Source organism: Undibacterium sp. 5I2, assembly GCF_035019605.1.
In the GTDB taxonomy this organism is placed as follows: domain Bacteria; phylum Pseudomonadota; class Gammaproteobacteria; order Burkholderiales; family Burkholderiaceae_D; genus Undibacterium.
Genome location: NZ_JASJVS010000016.1, coordinates 1 through 18,404 on the forward strand (window position 1 = coordinate 1; position 18,404 = coordinate 18,404).

Here is an 18,404-nt window from a genome sequence, read left to right on the forward strand (position 1 = left end):
TGACGCCGTTTTATTCAAACATTGCCGGGGTAAGACGCTTGCCTTGTTGCTATCTCGCTGCACTCGTCAGCGGGAGTCGGACTATAGCAAGCGCAGGCGGGTAGCGCAAGTAGGTAGGGTAAATAATTTATATGAATTGGTAAATCAGCGGTCGACCAGGTCGGCGGTTTTTAATAAGGCATGGATGGCGCGCTCGAATGCCGGCGCCTGTTCTGCCAAGCGGATGCTGCCATCCTGTGTGCGCCGACAAAAGTGTTCGGTCGAAATGATGGCCGGTTCAGCTTGCCCTTGAAAACTCAGCACCATGGTATTCATCGCCAGATCGCACCATTGCACACAGCCGCGACGCAGCGGCGCTTGACTACCCTTATCATTACTCATCTCAAAGGCGATGCCACTGATAAGGCGTTCGCGCAGTAACTGCAAGTTCACAGCGGCGTGTGCCGGCTGCGGCGAGGGAATCACGCTCTTCGCTGCGAGCTCGTCACTGATGAGTTCAACGACTAAGCCGGATTCTTCTAATAAGCTCAAAAGATAGGGCAGAACTTCAGCGAACTTGTCGGCCGTTGCGACTTCCGACATCACCAAAGCCGGTTGCTCGACGAATTCCTTGAAGGTGGCATGCATTTCCAGCAGCGTGCTGCCGTGCGCGACCTGCTCGTTCACTTTCATGGCGCGACTGTGCGCATCAGTCAGCCAACTCGATAAGGCATTTTGCTTGAAGCGATTCCATTTCAATAAATCCATGCCAAGTTGCAAGTCGGCAAATAACTGCGGCGTCAAGTCGCGTAGTGCTTGTTGTTCTGTGCTGTTATGCTTGGGATCTATACTCCACACCACATCGGCCACAAAGGAACGGAAGCGTTTGGCCAAGTCGTGGTCAAAACGCGCGGCCAGGTTAATGGCGCGTATCCATTCCCCTTCCAAAAAAGCTTGAAATTGCGGCGCAATCGTCAAGCCGCTGAGCGCCGCTTGCATGCTGCGTGAGGCTTGCTCGAACTGGCTGTAGCGGATTTGCGCTTCTTCTATCAGTTTCACGGCACGTCTGACCGATTTGTCTTGTATCCGCAGTTCGCGCGAGACAAAGGTATCAAAACGATTATGTATACGTTCAAACAAGCCCGGTATGCTGCAGTCATGGCGCGCCAAGGTTTTGAAAACACGTGCCAATTCGTCTTCAAACAACTGCCTTGCAGCATCTTGGTACTTGAGTCCGAGAGCGGTTGAAGCGATACGATTAATCAACTGGCGCGCCGGATGGCTGGGCGTCTTCAAGAAACTGTGGTCGCTCAAGGCCAGTTGTAATATCAGAAACTGGCTTTTCGCCAACTGCAGGCGTAAATTCAGCGGCAGCAGGGCGTCGGTCAAGATGCTTTCAAACAGCGCAATGACGATATCGATACACATCTGTTGCTCGGCATTGCGCGCCAAGTGCTGTAATGCTTCGCGCCGCTCGTATACCAAATTACGTAATTCACCGCGGCCGTTTTGCATGGCGCTGCTGTCGGGAATCAGGAAACGGTGAATTTGCCCGGCGATGACGACAAAATCGAGGCCGGAAAAGGAGAATTTCGCCCCCTGCGCTAGCGGCGAGGCAGCATGCGCCAATTGTAACTGCACAATCAATTCGCGCACGCTCGACAGATACTGGCCGCCGGGCTTGCTCACACTATCAGAATTCAAGCGCGGTGGCCGCGCTCTGGCCTTGCTCTCCCAACTCACCGTTGTGTCATCCCCGAAGGCGTGGCGCAACACGTCGCCGAGCGCATCGACGCCGTCTAGCCAAGTGAGCGGCATGCTCTGCGTTTCATCCACCTCGGCAGAGGCGGCACAGCGTAAGCCGGTGCGCGCGCGTAGCTCGGCGAGCCATTGCACGATGCTTAAGGCGGGCTTGAGCATCAAGGAGGGGAACCCGCCTTGTTCGGCCGCCGCTGTGATCACATGCGGTGGGAGTGGTGTCGCCTGTAAGGCTGGCATACCGGCGCGGTAGACAATATGTTCGGGGGTTTTATTGATTTTCAGTGTCAGGTGTGCCGCTAAGCCGGATTTCGCCAGCTCGGTATTCAACTCACGGTATAAATCTACCAGATGGTTTTTAATGATGTCGCAAATTTGCTGCATCAAGATGCGGCTGAGCGACGCTGTGACGTGCAACTCTTGTACTGCGAGCGTGATACAGCGAGCAATTAAGTAAGGACGAAATGGATTTTCTCGTTCGCAGATGTCGTCTTGCTTGAATAAGACGGCAATCCGCAGGTTGACATCGATTAATTGCTGGCCGGCGGCGTTACGAAATAAATTCGTCGCATTGTTTGAAAGCAGCGAGCTTTCGAACGCGCTAGAGTCGAGCAAGCTCATGTCTTCGGCCAGATTGCTACTGCTGCGCGGCCGATAGCTGCTATAGCAATTGACCACGCTGATGGCGAGCAGTTGTGCCATGGTGTTGCTCAGTGCTTGCATCAAGGGTCCGCGTTGCTCTTGCAGCAAGGCGCGGGCTTGCGCGATATCGGCTTGTTCCGCGCTCGAATTGCTGGCACTTGCCTTACCGAACAGTGCTTCTATCGCCTGAGGGACGAGGGTTTGCAGCGCATCTTGGAATGCGTTTAAAAAGACCAAACGTGCAGACGAGAGTACTTCTTCCGACTCCATATTCTTCCTCAATCAACGCACAGACGACGACATCACTCAGTACTCGGACTGCCGCCGTCCGGTCGGGTGGCCGCAAAGCGCTAGCCTCAGTCGGCTTTCGTTTTACGCGGTGCGGCTTTTTTCACGGCCGGTACTTTTTTAACAGCGCTTGCTTTTTTGACGGCCGGTGCCTTTTTGGCTGCCACTGCTTTATCCGTCACGGCCACGGCGTCGCCCTCAGCGACAGCCTTCGCTTTACCGGCAGCCGGAGCTTTGGCCTTACGTTCTTCAAACTCGAAACTGACTTTACCATCTTTACCGCGAACCAGAAATGCCTTGAACGGTCGGCGTGTGCGTTGTGAAACAAAACCTGGCAATAAATCAGTTTTACCATCGACCAGTAATTTGACCATTTGCTCCGGCAATATCTCTTGCTGCAGAATGATGCGACCGCTACGGAAATCACAAGCCTTGGGCTTGGCCATGCTTTTTTCGCACACATACGACAGGCCCATTTCATACACGCCGGCGGCACATTTCGGGCAAGGGCCTAACACGGTTTGACCGGTGAAATCGACGCCTTCGCCATCCTCGCCCTCATCTTGGTTTTGACCGAAGTCAAATTCCAACTTCAAATTATTGTGCTCGGTGTCGGCAACAATTTTCAAAATAGCGGCAAATGGACGCCCCATTTTTGAGCGGAAACCTTGTAATGGGCCGATTTCTCGCTTGCTCAGCAATTCTTCGACTTCAGCGACTTCAAACTGGCGACTGCCAGGCGTCTTGCTCATGGAAAAATCGCATTTAGTACAGGCGAAACGACGATAATTTTCTTTGACGATGGCACCACAATGCGGGCAAGGCGTATGCAGGGTCGCATAATCGCCTGGGATCGTGTCATTGTCGTACTCTTTGGCGCGCTTGACGATGATTTGTGTCATCTGTGCAATTTCGCGCATGAATTCTTCGCGACTGATTTTGCCTTTTTCCATTTGCGAGAGTTTGTACTCCCATTCGCCGGTCAGTTCCGGCGAAGTCAATTCATCGACACCTAAGCCGCGCAGCAAGGTCATTAATTGAAAGGCTTTCGCGGTCGGCATCATTTCCCGGCCTTCGCGCAACAAATAACGTTCCGTCAGCAAGCCTTCGATGATGGCTGCGCGCGTGGCCGGTGTACCTAAACCTTTGCCAGCCATTGCTTCGCGCAAGTCGCCGTCGTCCACCAGTTTGCCGGCGCCTTCCATGGCCGACAATAAGGTTGCTTCGCTATAGCGAGCCGGCGGTTTGGTGACCAAGCCATGAGCGGCCACCGTATCGGCCAATACTTTTTCGCCTTTCGCAACAGCCACCAAGGTGCCTTTGCCTTCGGTATCTTTTTCTTCCAGAGCTTCTTTACCATAAATGGCCAACCAACCGGCATTGGTCATGACCTTGCCTTCAGTTTTGAACTGATGGCCAGTTACCTCGGTAATGCGGGTAGTGACTTGGAATTCGGCGGCGGGGAAGAATACGGCCAAGAAGCGGCGCGTGACCAAGTCATACAGCTTTTGTTCCGGTTCCGACAAGTTCTTCGGCGCTTGGCCAGTAGGAATGATCGCAAAGTGATCACTGATCTTGCTGTTGTCGAAAATGCGTTTATTCAGCTTGACCCAGTTATTGTTCAAAATTTGCGCGGCAAATTGGTAGTAATTATTGTTTTCCGCCACGGTGGAAAGCGTTTGCTTGACGGTATCAAGGTAATCTTCCGGCAAATGGCGCGAATCGGTACGCGGATAGGTCAGTACTTTATGTTTTTCATACAGCGCTTGCGCCAAACCAAGGGTGTTTTTGGCTGAAAAACCGAATTTCGAGTTGGCTTCGCGTTGCAAACTGGTCAAGTCAAACAAGGCTGGGGCGATTTGGCTGGCTGGTTTCGATTCTTCCGATACATTACCTTGTCGTCCCCGGCAAGCGGCCACGATCGATTCGGCCGCTAATTTGCTCCATAAGCGTTCGGCGCGTTTTTCTGGATCGTGTTCATCTTTTTTGAATTGCGGGTCGAGCCAGCGGCCTTCATAAATCCCGGCAGCGCAAACAAATTCGGCACGCACTTCCCAAAAATCACGCGAGACGAATTTTTTGATCTTTTCTTCGCGCTCGACGACGATGGAAAGGGTCGGGGTTTGCACACGACCAACCGTGGTCAGGTAAAAGCCGCCTTCTTTCGAATTGAAGGCCGTCATGGCACGGGTACCATTGATACCAATCAACCAATCGGATTCGGAACGACAACGTGCGGCGTCGGCCAATGGCAACATGTCTTCATCGCTGCGCAGTTTTTGGAAGCCGTCACGTATCGCACCCGGCGTCATCGATTGCAACCACAGGCGTTGTACCGATTGTTTGGCTTTTGCATGTTGCGCAATCAAGCGAAAGATCAATTCCCCTTCACGCCCGGCATCGCAGGCATTGATCAGGGCACTGACGTCTTTGCGTTTGATCAATTTGGTCAAGACCTTGAGCCGTGTTTCCGTCTTGGCAATCGGATTGAGTGCGAAGTAGGGCGGAATCATGGGTAAGTGGGCGAAGCTCCATTTGCCACGTTTGACATCGTACTCTTCCGGAACCATGATTTCGAGCAAATGACCGACCGCCGACGACAAGACATAGTCGTCCGATTCAAAATAATCATCATGCTTGGTGAAACCTCCCAACGCTTTAGCGATGTCGGCAGCGACTGAGGGTTTTTCGGCAATGATGAGCGTTTTTGTCATTTCTTGGTTCTCGAATGGTTTTCTGTGCAAACGAATAATGTCTAACGTGCAACATTTTTCGCAAAATAAGCGTAAGCCTAACCTAAATTAGCGCGCAACGATGGATATGACAGCGGAAAAAACGCTGTTAGCCCGCGATTTATGTCAGAAGTCTTGGAATATTGAAATGATTAATGCAAAAGACGTGGTTCATTGTCGTCATCTGACAACAGTAATTCATCAAACATCAGCATATCGGGCTCGCTACCTTGGCTCCAAAGCATCATTAACACGATGATGCGGAGTTTATCGAGCGGCAACGGTGACTCGTTGACGGCCAAGGCCCGTTCGATCACGATTTCACGCTGAAGGGAAGTCAAGAGGCCGGCAGATTCAAGAAATTGAATGAAGCCGACGGCAGCCGTACCCAAGGCGGACATTTCGATTTGCGCATACACCCGAAAGCCGCTCGATGGCAAAGCCGGCGGCTGCGATGGTGCTCCCGTCATGGCCAAGCCGGTGAGCCAGGTCAGCGCTTCTGAAATATCATCTTCGGGAAAACCGACGGCAGACAATTTTTTAACCAAGGCCGCCGTATCCGGACAGGCATCGGGACGGTAATAGGTTTCGTATAGGTAAACAAGGATATCAAACATGGCCCTACTTTATCCGCTCCCTTCGTTTCCAACAAGTCCCGCGGTGCAATATAGTCAGCAATTAATACAAATGCACTTCAAGCGAGCCGACGAAAGCGCAGGCCGGGTAAGGATTCGATCATGCCGGCCAGTTCCAGTTCCAGCAAGTGGGCATGCAGCTCGGCCAAACTCAGCGCGCTGGCTTGGACCAAGGCGTCAAGGCTGATCGGCTGGTGACTGAGCAGGGCCAGCAGTTGATCGCCGGCAGCGTCGAGCAGGGGCAGCGCTGCTTGTTGGCGCGCCGGCGGCGCATGGAAATGCGGCGGTAATTCTTCCAAAATATCGGCCACCGATTCGACCAACTTGGCCCCCTGTTTAATCAACTGATGGCAGCCCTTGGCCAAGGGCGAGTGGATCGAGCCCGGCACGGCGAACACATCGCGACCTTGCTCAAGAGCCATTCTGGCCGTGATCAAGGAACCCGACTGGGCCGCCGCTTCGATGACCAAAATCGCTTGCGACAAGCCGGAGATGAGCCGGTTACGGCGTGGGAAATTGGCCGCCTGTGGGGGCGTGCCGAGGCTGTATTGACTGACGATGGCACCGCGCTCGGCAATCTCGCTGGCCAAACGACGATGGCTGGCCGGATAGACGATATCAGCACCGCTGCCGACGACGGCAATGGTGGCACCACTGGCACGCAAAGCTGCTTGATGGGCCGCGCCATCAATACCGCTGGCCAGCCCGGAGGTGATGGTCAGGCCGGCATGGCTTAAGGCGGTGGCGAACTGTTCAGCATCGCGCCGCCCTTGCACACTGGCATGGCGACTGCCGACGACACCAATGCCGGCAGAACTGAGCAAGGCACGTTGGCCTTGAATATACAGTAGTAAGGGTGGGTCGGGGATGGCCAGTAAGGCCGGCGGGTAATCGGCATCGGCCAGGCTCATGATGCTGTGCCCGGGAGCATCGCACCAACGCTCGGTGCTGGCGGTCAGCGCCAGCAAAGCTGGCGATGGTGCTTGCTGCAGCGCCGCGGCCAGCTTGCTACCGACCACTTGCTCCAGCGATTCAAAGCGGGCCTCAAACAGCGCCGCTGGCAAGCCGAAGGTTTGAAGTAATTGACGCGCAGTCGCCGCGCCGACTCCCGGCGTTTGTTCCAGCTTCAACCAGAAAAAAAAATCCGGCAACACCGCCCGGCTCCTCGATAGGCTTACTGCGGCGATGCCGCGACGTCTCCTACTTTAACAAAATTCGTCACCTGCATGATCAAGCCATAAGAAATATGATCAAACACGCGGAAAATGAAGACATTGCCATAAACTTCATCGGGTAATTTGACGAGGCGATTATCATCGGTGTGATCCTTGATGGTTTCACCGTGACGATGCAAGCTCAATACCGTGCCCAGATCGACGCCATGTTCGCTGCCGCGGTTGATGGTGATGATTTGATTTTGCCCGGCCACCGACACGCCGCCGTACACACTCACCACACGCGCGCGCAAGTTGTCAGACGGCGGGTGCGGCACATAGCTGATGATAGGGGAAGGCGGCACGGGCAGCAAACGGTCGCCGGCCGACATTTCTTCTTTGGAACTGACCACGGTAAAGGTATGGACATCGCTTTGGACATCCTCAGCATCTTCGGCCGTGCGCGTGAGCTTGACGGTGCCGACGAACGCTGCTTCGTAGCCGATCACTTGGTCAGTGTCGGGATCTTTCAGCGCCACGCCGGGACGAAACACTTGAAATGAAGTGCCGCCATCCAATTCACCGCGTACATAAGCTTTCTCGCCTTGAGCCAAGCTGACGCGCCCTTCGACCGCGGCGATGATGCGTGGGGTGCGCGCCAAGGTCTCGCTTTCCACCACCACCGGCTGCGACAGGAAGGGTTCAATCACCGAGGCGGGAATCGAGGTGATGGCATTGACGCCCAAACCTTGCACGCGCGAGTGCGGGGTGAGTTTGACACTGACCGGTGCGCCACCGAGCTCGCCGCTGCCAGAACCGTTGGCCAAGCGCAAACGCTGATTGACGCGGTCAAAGTAGACGATCTGGCCTGGGTAAATCCAGTGAGGGTTACGAATATCGGCTTTGTTCATGCCCCACACTTGCGGCCAACACCAAGCATTGTTGAGAAAGGTGGAGGAAATACCCCACAAGGTGTCACCGGCAACGACGACATGCTTATCTGGTGCATCGACTAAAAAGCTACATTGACTGCCGCGCGCCACTGTTTGCGCCCGAGCAATACTCGCATCAGCCGGCGCAGCGGTGGAAATTTGCGTAGCAAAAGGAAGACCAGCAACGAGGATGGCGGCGATTGTGCTAAACTTTTTCATGAATATTTTCCGATGCGAGATGCTGCGAGACAGCAAATAGGGCAAACCTGCAGGCTAAGGCTTGCAAAAATTGCCAAATTGAATCAAATTCTGCCCATAAATCCTTGAACTAGCAAGAAAAACCACGCAATGGCCCACTCGGTTTGTTGTGAAATGTCTTATGTCTATATTAAATATCCTGCGTTACCCTGATCCTCGGCTGCATAAAATTGCTAAACCGATAACAGTCTTTGATAAACGGCTGCAACAGCTCATCGCCGATATGGCAGAAACCATGTACGACGCCCCAGGCGTAGGCTTGGCAGCGTCACAAGTTGATGTCCATGAGCAACTGGTCGTCATCGATATTTCAGAAAGCAATGATGCGCTGTTGGTAATGATCAACCCTGAAATCATCTGGGCCAGTCCAACGCTCTCCGTCTATGACGAAGGTTGCCTGTCGGTGCCGGGCGTGTATGACGGCGTCGAACGACCGTCGGAAGTGCGCGTGAAGGCACTTGATGCCCATGGTCAGCCGTTTGAATTGCAAGCCGATGGTTTGCTGGCGGTCTGTATTCAACACGAAATGGATCACTTGCTCGGCAAAGTTTTCGTCGAATACCTGTCACCACTCAAACGCACGCGCATCAAAACCAAGATGCTCAAAGAAGAACGCGAAGAGCAACGCAAAGCGCCGGGGCGTCGATGAAAGTCATTTTCGCCGGGACGCCTGAATTTGCAGCAACGGCACTGGCGGCTGTGCATGCGGCGGGGTTTGAGATTCCCTTGGTGCTCACGCAACCGGACCGGCCGGCCGGCCGCGGCATGCAGTTGCATGCCTCGGCGGTGAAACAATTTGCCGTGCGACACGGAATTCCTGTCGCCCAACCCAGCTCGCTGCGGCTGGACGGCAAGTATCCGCACGAAGCGGCAGCGGCCCACGAGTTGCTGCACGCCACTGAGCATGCGGTCATGGTGGTGGCAGCGTATGGCCTGATTTTACCGGCCTCGGTGCTGACGATCGCACCACGCGGTTGCCTCAATATTCATGGCTCCTTGTTGCCGCGCTGGCGGGGCGCAGCACCGATACACCGCGCCATTGAAGCCGGCGATACCGAAACCGGCATCACGATCATGCAAATGGATGAGGGACTCGATACCGGTGCCATGCTGCTCAAACAAGCCATTCCGATTACGGCCGACAGCACCACCGGTATGCTGCACGATCAGTTGGCGGCGCTCGGTGCGCGCATGATCGTCAGCGCGTTACAGCAACTTAAACAGGCACCATTGCTGGCGACGCCACAGCCGCTTGAGGGCGTTTGCTATGCTTCAAAAATCAGCAAAGAAGAGGCGGCTTTGGATTTCCACCAGCCAGCCGAAGTGCTGGCACGTAAAATTCGCGCCTTCTTTCCCTTCCCCGGTACCCACGCTCAGTGTGCCGGCAACAATATTAAAATTTGGGCTGCTGTCGCACTGCCAGGCGAGACCGGCAGCGCTTTAGCGGGACAAGTGCTGAGTGCGTCGGCACAAGAGGGCATACGCATCGCTTGCGGCAGCGGCATATTGCAATTGACAGAGTTACAAAAACCTGGGGGCAAACGCTTGCCGGCGGCAGAGTTTTTGCAGGGTTATCAACTCAGTCCGGGCATGCTGTTGAATCAAATTTAAATGTTCTTATAAACAAAAAAACGACACTTCGGTGTCGTTTTTTGTTATGCCATAATTGATTTTAGGAAAACTTGCCGATTTAACTGTTGATTGTAAGTAATTTCTTTTTGGATGATAAAAACTTGTTGTATTCTACGCCATAGAATCGGCCAGCCCGGCCTGTGTTGTGTATCAGTCATCCACTCTGAAAATACGAAAGTAAGCGCATGAAGAAATTAATTCCTATGGCTGTTGCAGCTATGATGCTGGCGGGATGCGCCACTCAATACAGCGAGACACCGCTTACCGGAAACTTTCCCACCACCACGCAAAACAAACTGCAAGCCTCTGCACACTGGCTGTTAATCGCCAAAGATGTGGCTACGCAAATCAAAGCCGGCACCGATAAAATCGGTGCCCCGGTGTATGTTACGCCACCGGCAGCGCACAGTAAGTTTACGCAGGTATTTTATGAACAGTTGATCACTTCCTTAGTCGAGCAAGGAGTGACGGTCCGCCGCACTCAAGACAGCACGGTACAAGTGGTCGATATCGATACGCAGTTGCTGGAATTCCGCAATGACCGCGATCAGAACCGTCAATTCACCAGCCTGACCATCATCGGCGTTGGTATTGCTGCATTACATGAACTGTCGACAACGGCCGCATTGGCTGTTGGTGGCTTGGCAGTGGCCGGTGCCAGTGACTGGCACAATTGGGTCAATCAGGAATATGCCAGCGGACGCACGCCACGCTACGAATTGATCGTCACCACCTCATTGATAAAAAATGCGCAGTATGTAGCACGTCGCACCGATGCGTATTACATCAGCGACGCCGATTCATCGCTGTATAAAAAAGACCGTGACTTCACATTCAAAATCGTAGGGAGCAAATAATCATGAAAAAGATTCTTCCGCTGTTGGCCTGCACCCTGATATTTTCCGGCTGTAGCAGTCTCGGTAGTTTTTCCTCCGGCAGCACGGTGACCACCAGTGCGACCGCCCTGAGCTGGAAGGAAGCCGAAACCAACGAATTCATTCCGACCAATCAACGCGCGGCGCTGGCCTTGATTCGCGCGGCTGGCAGTGAAATCGACAAAACCCGGCCGCTGATCGTCGCAACCTTGGTCAATATCAACGCGCTGGAAGAATCCTCGACTTTCGGCCGTATCGTTGCGGAACAAGTCTCAGGGCAATTTTCTCACGCCGGCTATCAAATGGTAGAGATGAAGTTTCGTGACAAAGTGTTCATGAAACAAAATGTCGGCGAATTACTGCTGACGCGTGAAATCCGCGAAGTTGCTCAAGATCACAGCGCCCAAGCGGTGATCGTCGGCACCTATGCGGAAAGTGAAAAGCTGGTGTTTGTAAACTTGAAACTGATCCGCCCCGGCGATAACATCGTCTTGAGTACCTACGATTACGCCGTGCCTATGGATAGGACCGTCAAGTCTTTGTTGGGCCGCCGTTAATCGGCTGCAGGATCAGAACAAGCCATGCCTGAGAGTATTAGCTCTCAAGCATGGCTTTTTTGTTGTGCCGCCTTGCTGATAGCCAATACTGCCGGATGGGTCAGCTTACGCTGTACCGAAATGGCGTAAAACTGTTCGCGTATCTGTTCAGTTTGGCCGATCAATTCCACCGCGTACTGGCGCATGATGATGTCGGCGATCATGCTGGGGGCCGCAAACATGCCGGCCCCGGCTTGGCCGAAAGCGCTCATAAGGGCACTGTCATCGAATTCACCGGCTATGCGCGGGTGCAAACCCTGTTCGTCAAACCATTGCAATAGGCGCGCACGCATAGCGGCATCTTCTCCTGGCAACAGAAAGGGCGCAGCGTCCAAGCATTGTGGAAAAGCCAAGTCACCGTGACCGCGCACGGCTGCGGTGGCAAAAAAACTCACGCCCGATTCGGCCAGCAAGTGGCTGTAACCGCGTAAGGTAACATGGGCTGGCAAGGCACTGTCAGACAGCACGACATCGAGTTTGTGCATGCCTAATTCAGCCAGCAAGCTTTCCAACTTACCCTCACGACAGTTGATTCTCAAGGTTTGTGGCAACTTCAAGGCCGGTTCCAGCAATTGGTAGGCCACGGTTTTCGGTAAGGCATCGGAGACGCCGACGCGCAGTTGTACCGTGCGCTCGGTCGGACGGTGATGCAGTACTTCTTCCAGCTCTTGACCCAGTGCAAAAATATCTTCGGCATAACTGAGGACTAAACGGCCCGCTTCGGTCAATTCCAGATTGCGGCCCAGTTTGCGAAACAAGGCTTCGCCTTGTACGGCTTCAAATAAGCTGAGTTGACCGCTGATGGTTTGCGGGGTCAGGTGCAATTGCTCACTGGCACGAGCGATGCTACCTGCTTTGGCAACCATCCAGAAATAGTACAAATGCTTATAGTTCAAGCCGGACATAGTGGAGACCCATCGGTTTTTACGAAGTATTATTCAATTATATTCGACTTTTATTTCAAACCACTTACTCCTACACTGTGCCTACCTTCTGTTGAGAGGGTGAAGCGCGGATATAGAGACTCCGTGTCTTCAATATTTCAGGAGAAAAGCATGCGAATTTCCAGTCGTTCCCCTGCACAGGGTGTGCAAACCGTTGATTTTACCGACAGTAGCGCCAGCGCCAGCCATAAGGTTTTGCGCAATACCTACATGTTGCTATCAATCACTTTATTATTTTCCGCCATGACGGCCGCTGCCACGATCGCCTTCGCGATTCCGGGTCCGGGCATGATCTTGACCTTGGTCGGCTACTTCGGTCTGTTGTTCGCCACCACCAAATTGCGTAACAGCGCTTGGGGCATCGGTGCCGTCTTCGCCTTGACCGGTTTCATGGGCTATTCGCTCGGTCCTATCCTGACGCGTTATTTGGGTATGCCGGGCGGTACAGGTATCGTGATGACGGCGATGGCGATGACTGGCTTGATTTTCTTCGGTTTGTCGGCCTACGTGCTGATCAGCAAACGTGATTTCAGCTTTATCGGCGGCTTTTTGATGATCGGTATGATCGTCGCCTTGGTCGCCAGTCTGGGCGCGATTTTCTTCCAAATCCCCGCCTTGTCGCTGACGATCTCGGCCGTGATGGTATTGCTGATGTCAGGTATGATTTTGTTTGAAACCAGCAACATCATCAATGGTGGCGAAACCAATTACATCATGGCGACCGTCAGTCTGTATGTGACAATTTTCAATCTGTTCACCAGCCTGCTGCAGTTGCTTGGCTTCGTAGAAAGAGACTGATTCATGTTGCATTCCATCGCACAGCCCTGGATGTGGGCTGTTTTTATCGCCTTTGTGCTCGGCATGTTGGCCATCGACGTGTTGGCACTGGGCGGCTCGCGCGCCCACAAGGTCAGTATCCGCGAAGCCGCTGCTTGGTCGCTGGTTTGGGTCAGTCTGGCCTTGTTGTTTGACCTCGGTTTATGGCTGTATCTGTCGGAAACCGTGGGCCGTGAATTTGCCAGCATCAAAGCGATGGAATTTTTGACCGGTTATGTGATTGAAAAATCGCTGTCGATCGACAATGTATTCGTGTTTCTGCTGATCTTCGGCCATTTTTCTGTCCCCGTGCAATATCAGCGTAAGGTCTTGCTGTACGGCGTGGTCGGTGCCATCGTCATGCGCATCATCATGATTCTCGCTGGCAGTTGGGTGGTCACGCAATTTGCTTGGGTCTTGTATCTGTTCGGTATATTCCTCGTCATCACCGGCTTTCGTATGCTGGTCTCGGCCGAGCACAAGCCTGATCTCGAAGCCAATCCGGTTTTGCGTCTGGCAAAAAAATTACTACCGTTCACCAAAGAGTTTCATGAAGAAAAGTTCAGCGTCAAAATCAATGGCAAGCGTTTTTTCACGCCACTGTTGTTGGTGTTACTGCTCATTGAAGTCTCGGATGTGGTCTTTGCAGTCGATTCGATTCCGGCTATTTTTGCGGTGACGACCGACCCTTTCATCGTCTTCACTTCGAATATTTTTGCCATCATGGGTTTGCGCGCTTTGTATTTCCTGCTGGCCGACATGGCAGACCGCTTCCATTTGCTGAAATTCGGCTTGGCTTTCGTACTCATGTTCGTCGGTATCAAGATGCTTATCGTTGAACAAATGCATATCCCGACCAATATTTCTTTGTTAGTCATCGGCATCATACTCGGTGGCTCTATCTTGGCCAGTCTGTTTGCCACTCGCGGCGGCAAACACTGATCATTCGCTTGGTTTCAGTTCCCTTTGGGCCTATCTCTGGCAATAGAGATAGGCTCTTTTTTCGTCAGCGGCCAGGCGCTTGCCGCATATCGATCTAACCACAATGTATAAGGGAAATACGGCCAAAGCTCGCAGCCGACGACCCAAGCCCTTGATTTGACGTATAATTTACGCCTGATTGCGCCGATTTGAGATTCAGATTGCGGGCGCCTTATAAATGCTGCTAAAAGGATGTTGCCCGATCCGCCAGTATGCATGAGCCGATCGGGTTTTTTGTTATTAGGATTGCTATTAGTCGTGCGGCGCGACTGGCCATCCTTGTTCAAGCGAGTGTAGATCATGATCAAAATTGCCAATGCCACCGAAACCCGTTTGCGCAAGATTTTGCAAGAACGCATACTGATCCTCGATGGCGCGATGGGCACCATGATACAGCGCTACCATTTGAGCGAAGCCGACTACCGCGGCGAGCGTTTCAAAGACTATGCCGTGACGGGCAAAGAATTATTCGTCAAAGGGAATAATGAACTGCTGACGCTGACACAACCGCAGATTATTCAAGAAATCCACGAACAATACCTGGCCGCCGGTGCCGATCTGATCGAAACCAATACCTTCGGTGCCACTACGGTGGCGCAGGATGATTATCATATGCCGCAGTTGGCCTATGAAATGAATCTGCAAGCGGCGCGCATCGCGCGCGCGGCTTGTGACAAATACAGCAGTGCCGATAAACCGCGCTTCGTCGCCGGCGCACTCGGACCGACGCCGAAAACGGCATCGATTTCACCGGACGTCAACGACCCGGCGGCACGCAATGTCAGCTTCGATCAACTCGTCGCGGCCTATCTGGAACAAACCCGCGCACTGGTCGAGGGTGGTGCCGATGTATTATTGGTGGAAACCGTGTTCGACACGCTCAACTGTAAAGCCGCCTTGTTTGCGATCGATGCGTTTTTCGAAGAGAGTGGCCAGACTTTGCCGATCATGATTTCCGGTACCGTCACCGATGCCTCGGGACGTATTTTGTCGGGCCAAACGGTGCCGGCATTTTGGAATTCTGTACGGCATGCCAAGCCGCTGACTATCGGTTTGAATTGCGCCCTCGGTGCTGCCTTGATGCGGCCGTACGCACAAGAACTCTCGAGCATCGCCGACACCTTTGTGTGTATTTATCCCAATGCCGGTTTGCCCAATCCGATGAGCGATACCGGTTTCGATGAATTGCCGGCCGATACCTCGGCCTTGTTGCTCGAGTTTGCCCAAGCCGGTTTCATCAATATTGCCGGCGGCTGCTGCGGTACCACACCTGCGCACATCGAAGCCATCGCCAATCTGTTGCAAACGCAAAGCCCACGGACTTTGCCGAGCGTTGCGCCGGCCTTGCGTTTGTCGGGCCTGGAACCGTTTACGGTCGATCAAAGTTCTTTGTTCGTCAATGTCGGTGAACGTACCAATGTCACCGGTTCGAAAGCGTTCGCGCGGCTGATTCTCAACGAACAATATGATGAGGCTTTGGCGGTGGCGCGTCAGCAGGTCGAAAACGGTGCCCAAGTTATCGATATCAATATGGATGAGGCGATGCTCGATTCGCTCGCCGCGATGACGCGCTTTCTGCATTTGATCGCTTCCGAACCCGATATCGCACGCGTGCCGCTGATGATCGATTCCTCAAAGTGGAGCGTGATCGAAGCCGGTCTCAAATGCGTTCAGGGTAAGGCCATCGTCAACTCGATTTCGATGAAGGAAGGCGAAGCTGAGTTTTTGCGTCAAGCGCGCTTATGCAAACGCTACGGTGCCGCGGTGATTGTGATGGCCTTCGATGAACAAGGTCAGGCTGATACCTATCAACGCAAAATCGAGATTTGTGCCCGCGCTTATCATTTGCTCATCGATAGCCTCGATTTTGATCCGCAGGATATTATTTTCGATCCGAATATTTTCGCGGTGGCGACTGGTATCGAAGAACATAATAATTACGCCGTCGATTTCATCGAGGCGACGCGCTGGATTCGGCATAATCTGCCAGGCGCAAAAATCAGCGGTGGTGTGTCGAATGTCAGCTTTTCGTTCCGCGGCAATGACCCGGCGCGCGAAGCAATCCATACGGTGTTTCTCTACCATGCGATTCAGGCCGGCATGACCATGGGCATCGTCAATGCCGGTATGGTCGGGGTCTACAGCGAACTGAGCGCGGAACTGCGCGAGCGGGTCGAAGATGTGGTGCTGAACCGCCGCGACGACGCCACCGAGCGCATGATAGAAATTGCCGCCACCTTGAAAGCCGGCGGAAAAAAAGAAGAAGCGACGCTGGAATGGCGCGGCGAGCCAGTCGGCAAACGTTTGGCGCATGCGATGGTGCATGGCATCACGACGTGGATTGTCGAGGATACCGAAGAAGCGCGCCAAGAAATCATGGGGCAGGGCGGTCGGCCGATACAGGTGATCGAAGGTCCGCTGATGGATGGCATGAATATCGTCGGTGATCTGTTCGGACAGGGCAAGATGTTTCTGCCGCAGGTGGTGAAATCAGCGCGTGTGATGAAGCAGGCGGTGGCCCATCTGGTGCCGTTCATCGAAGAAGAAAAACGCCGCAGTGGTGATACCAAGGCCAAGGGTAAGATCGTCATCGCCACGGTCAAGGGTGATGTGCATGATATCGGTAAGAATATCGTCACGGTGGTGTTGCAGTGTAATAATTTTGAAGTCGTGAATATGGGTGTGATGGTGCCGTGCTCGGAAATTCTGGCGCGCGCCAAGGCGGAAAATGCCGACATCATCGGCTTGTCGGGGCTGATCACGCCGTCGCTGGAAGAAATGGCTTACGTCGCCAAAGAAATGCAACGCGATCCGCATTTCCGCATGCTGAAAATTCCTTTGTTGATCGGCGGTGCCACTACCAGCCGCGCGCATACTGCGGTGAAAATCGCACCGAATTACGAAGGTCCGGTGGTGTATGTGGCCGATGCCTCGCGCTCGGTATCGGTGGCACAGTCACTGCTCACGCCGGAAAGCCGCGATCAATATATCGCTGATCTGGGTAGCGATTACGAACGCATCCGCGTCGCCCATGCGAATAAAAAAACCACGCCGCTGCTGACCCTGGCACAGGCGCGCGCCAACAAAATGCAGTTACGCTTCGATGGCGATGCGACACCGGTCAAACCGAAATTCATCGGCCGCCGTTTGTTTAAAAATGTCGACCTCGGCGTGATCGCCCAGTACATCGACTGGGGTCCGTTCTTTCAAACTTGGGATTTGGCCGGGCCTTATCCAGCCATTCTCACTGATGAAGTGGTCGGTGAGGCTGCCAGCAAGGTATTTGCCGAAGCTCAGGTGATGCTGGCAAAAATCATCGCCGGGCGCTGGCTGACGGCAAATGGCGTGATCAGCTTGCTGCCAGCCAATACCGTCAATGAGGATGACATCGAGATTTATACCGATGACAGCCGCAGCCAAGTTGCCCTGACCTATTACGGCCTGCGCCAGCAAACCGAGAAACCGATCATCGATGGCGTGGCACGGCCGAATCAGTGCTTGTCTGACTTCATTGCGCCGAAAGCTAGCGGCATTGCCGACTATATAGGCATGTTCGCGGTCACGGCCGGTCTGGGCATAGAAAAGTATGAACAGCGTTTCGAAGCGGCGCACGATGATTACAGCAGTATCATGCTCAAATCACTGGCCGATCGCCTCGCGGAAGCCTTTGCCGAATACTTGCACCAACGAGTGCGTCAGGATTTGTGGGGGTATGACGCGGCAGAAACACTGGGCAACAGTGAATTGATTGCCGAAGCCTACCGCGGTATTCGCCCGGCCCCAGGCTACCCGGCGTGTCCTGAGCATACGGTGAAAACTGCTATGTTTGCGCAAATGCAATGTTCCGATATTGATATGCAGATTACCGAGTCGTGGGCCATGATTCCTGGTGCTGCCGTATCGGGTTTTTATTTTGCGCACCCGCAGTCGAAATATTTCAGCGTCGGTAAAATCGGTGCCGATCAAGTCAGCGATATGGCGCGTCGCCGCGACGTGAGTAAAGAGGAGGTCGAGCGCTGGCTGGCACCGAATTTGTAAGGCATTTTCTGCGGTGAAACTTGCCTGGTAACCATGTTGTCGGGCGAGTCTTTTTTTCTAGTTTTTTGCACAATAATGGGTCGCTGGCGCGAAAAAAATTCGCTTTTTCAGTTGTAAAATGCTAAACATAATAGTTAGCTATTT

14 protein-coding genes are annotated in these 18,404 nt (G+C 53.4%); 7 read left to right on the top strand and 7 right to left on the bottom strand.

Annotated elements, in window-relative coordinates; all coding sequences use genetic code 11:
* Positions 1–144: 144 nt before the first annotated feature.
* From QN359_RS07810 to QN359_RS07830, 5 genes are all read right to left on the bottom strand, one after another.
* Positions 145–2,649, bottom strand: a complete 2,505-nt coding sequence (locus tag QN359_RS07810; protein ID WP_322250339.1) for a DUF1631 family protein — start codon at positions 2,647–2,649, stop codon at positions 145–147.
* 86 nt (positions 2,650–2,735) lie between these two features.
* A complete protein-coding gene (locus QN359_RS07815; RefSeq protein ID WP_322250338.1) occupies positions 2,736–5,381 on the bottom strand; it encodes a DNA topoisomerase III in 2,646 nt (881 codons plus the stop codon).
* A 170-nt stretch (positions 5,382–5,551) separates the two neighbouring features.
* Positions 5,552–6,016 (bottom strand): DUF494 domain-containing protein, encoded by a 465-nt coding sequence (locus tag QN359_RS07820; protein WP_322250337.1) that lies wholly within the window; start codon positions 6,014–6,016, stop codon positions 5,552–5,554.
* Between the two features lie 77 nt (positions 6,017–6,093).
* Positions 6,094–7,188: a DNA-processing protein DprA gene (gene dprA / locus QN359_RS07825; protein WP_322250336.1), complete on the bottom strand. Its 1,095-nt coding sequence runs from the start codon at positions 7,186–7,188 to the stop codon at positions 6,094–6,096.
* 20 nt (positions 7,189–7,208) lie between these two features.
* Complete coding sequence (locus QN359_RS07830) at positions 7,209–8,339, bottom strand: LysM peptidoglycan-binding domain-containing protein (protein ID WP_322250335.1); 1,131 nt, start codon at positions 8,337–8,339, stop codon at positions 7,209–7,211.
* Positions 8,340–8,499: 160 nt separating this feature from the next.
* Between QN359_RS07830 and def the strand changes: the two genes are divergently transcribed.
* The 4 genes from def (at position 8,500) to QN359_RS07850 (ending at position 11,442) form a co-directional block, all read left to right on the top strand.
* Positions 8,500–9,027 (top strand): peptide deformylase, encoded by a 528-nt coding sequence (gene def, locus QN359_RS07835; protein ID WP_322250334.1) that lies wholly within the window; start codon positions 8,500–8,502, stop codon positions 9,025–9,027.
* Positions 9,024–9,989 (top strand): methionyl-tRNA formyltransferase, encoded by a 966-nt coding sequence (gene fmt / locus QN359_RS07840; RefSeq protein ID WP_322250333.1) that lies wholly within the window; start codon positions 9,024–9,026, stop codon positions 9,987–9,989. Before def ends, fmt begins: the two co-directional genes overlap by 4 nt.
* A gap of 206 nt (positions 9,990–10,195) precedes the next feature.
* Positions 10,196–10,867: a hypothetical protein gene (locus tag QN359_RS07845; protein ID WP_322250332.1), complete on the top strand. Its 672-nt coding sequence runs from the start codon at positions 10,196–10,198 to the stop codon at positions 10,865–10,867.
* A gap of 2 nt (positions 10,868–10,869) precedes the next feature.
* Complete coding sequence (locus QN359_RS07850; RefSeq protein WP_322250331.1) at positions 10,870–11,442, top strand: FlgO family outer membrane protein; 573 nt, start codon at positions 10,870–10,872, stop codon at positions 11,440–11,442.
* Positions 11,443–11,486: 44 nt separating this feature from the next.
* Here QN359_RS07850 and nhaR read toward each other — a convergent pair whose 3' ends face one another.
* The gene (gene nhaR / locus QN359_RS07855; RefSeq protein ID WP_322250330.1) at positions 11,487–12,386 is read right to left on the bottom strand and encodes a transcriptional activator NhaR; all 900 of its coding nucleotides are present in this window, start codon (positions 12,384–12,386) and stop codon (positions 11,487–11,489) included.
* A 150-nt stretch (positions 12,387–12,536) separates the two neighbouring features.
* Between nhaR and QN359_RS07860 the strand changes: the two genes are divergently transcribed.
* Together QN359_RS07860 and QN359_RS07865 are read left to right on the top strand one after the other, a co-directional pair.
* Positions 12,537–13,223 (top strand): Bax inhibitor-1/YccA family protein, encoded by a 687-nt coding sequence (locus QN359_RS07860; RefSeq protein ID WP_322250329.1) that lies wholly within the window; start codon positions 12,537–12,539, stop codon positions 13,221–13,223.
* Positions 13,224–13,226: 3 nt separating this feature from the next.
* Positions 13,227–14,183, top strand: coding sequence for a TerC family protein (locus QN359_RS07865; RefSeq protein WP_322250328.1), 957 nt, complete (start codon positions 13,227–13,229; stop codon positions 14,181–14,183).
* A 14-nt stretch (positions 14,184–14,197) separates the two neighbouring features.
* On the opposite strand, the gene QN359_RS07870 is transcribed toward QN359_RS07865, so the two are convergent.
* The gene (locus QN359_RS07870) at positions 14,198–14,524 is read right to left on the bottom strand and encodes a hypothetical protein (protein WP_322250327.1); all 327 of its coding nucleotides are present in this window, start codon (positions 14,522–14,524) and stop codon (positions 14,198–14,200) included.
* On the opposite strand from QN359_RS07870, the gene metH reads away from it, so the two are divergent.
* Positions 14,523–18,260, top strand: coding sequence for a methionine synthase (metH, locus tag QN359_RS07875; RefSeq protein WP_322250326.1), 3,738 nt, complete (start codon positions 14,523–14,525; stop codon positions 18,258–18,260). The two genes, QN359_RS07870 and metH, sit on opposite strands and share 2 nt — an antisense overlap.
* Positions 18,261–18,404 lie beyond the last annotated feature (144 nt).

Coding starts and splice junctions, on each gene's coding strand:
- QN359_RS07810 (WP_322250339.1), bottom strand. CDS start 2,649: ATGGAGTCGGAAGAAGTACTCTCGTCTGCACGTTTGGTCTTTTTAAAC.
- QN359_RS07815 (WP_322250338.1), bottom strand. CDS start 5,381: ATGACAAAAACGCTCATCATTGCCGAAAAACCCTCAGTCGCTGCCGAC.
- QN359_RS07820 (WP_322250337.1), bottom strand. CDS start 6,016: ATGTTTGATATCCTTGTTTACCTATACGAAACCTATTACCGTCCCGAT.
- QN359_RS07830 (WP_322250335.1), bottom strand. CDS start 8,339: ATGAAAAAGTTTAGCACAATCGCCGCCATCCTCGTTGCTGGTCTTCCT.
- def (WP_322250334.1), top strand. CDS start 8,500: ATGTCTATATTAAATATCCTGCGTTACCCTGATCCTCGGCTGCATAAA.
- fmt (WP_322250333.1), top strand. CDS start 9,024: ATGAAAGTCATTTTCGCCGGGACGCCTGAATTTGCAGCAACGGCACTG.
- QN359_RS07845 (WP_322250332.1), top strand. CDS start 10,196: ATGAAGAAATTAATTCCTATGGCTGTTGCAGCTATGATGCTGGCGGGA.
- QN359_RS07850 (WP_322250331.1), top strand. CDS start 10,870: ATGAAAAAGATTCTTCCGCTGTTGGCCTGCACCCTGATATTTTCCGGC.
- nhaR (WP_322250330.1), bottom strand. CDS start 12,386: ATGTCCGGCTTGAACTATAAGCATTTGTACTATTTCTGGATGGTTGCC.
- QN359_RS07860 (WP_322250329.1), top strand. CDS start 12,537: ATGCGAATTTCCAGTCGTTCCCCTGCACAGGGTGTGCAAACCGTTGAT.
- QN359_RS07865 (WP_322250328.1), top strand. CDS start 13,227: ATGTTGCATTCCATCGCACAGCCCTGGATGTGGGCTGTTTTTATCGCC.
- metH (WP_322250326.1), top strand. CDS start 14,523: ATGATCAAAATTGCCAATGCCACCGAAACCCGTTTGCGCAAGATTTTG.
- QN359_RS07870 (WP_322250327.1), bottom strand. CDS start 14,524: ATGATCTACACTCGCTTGAACAAGGATGGCCAGTCGCGCCGCACGACT.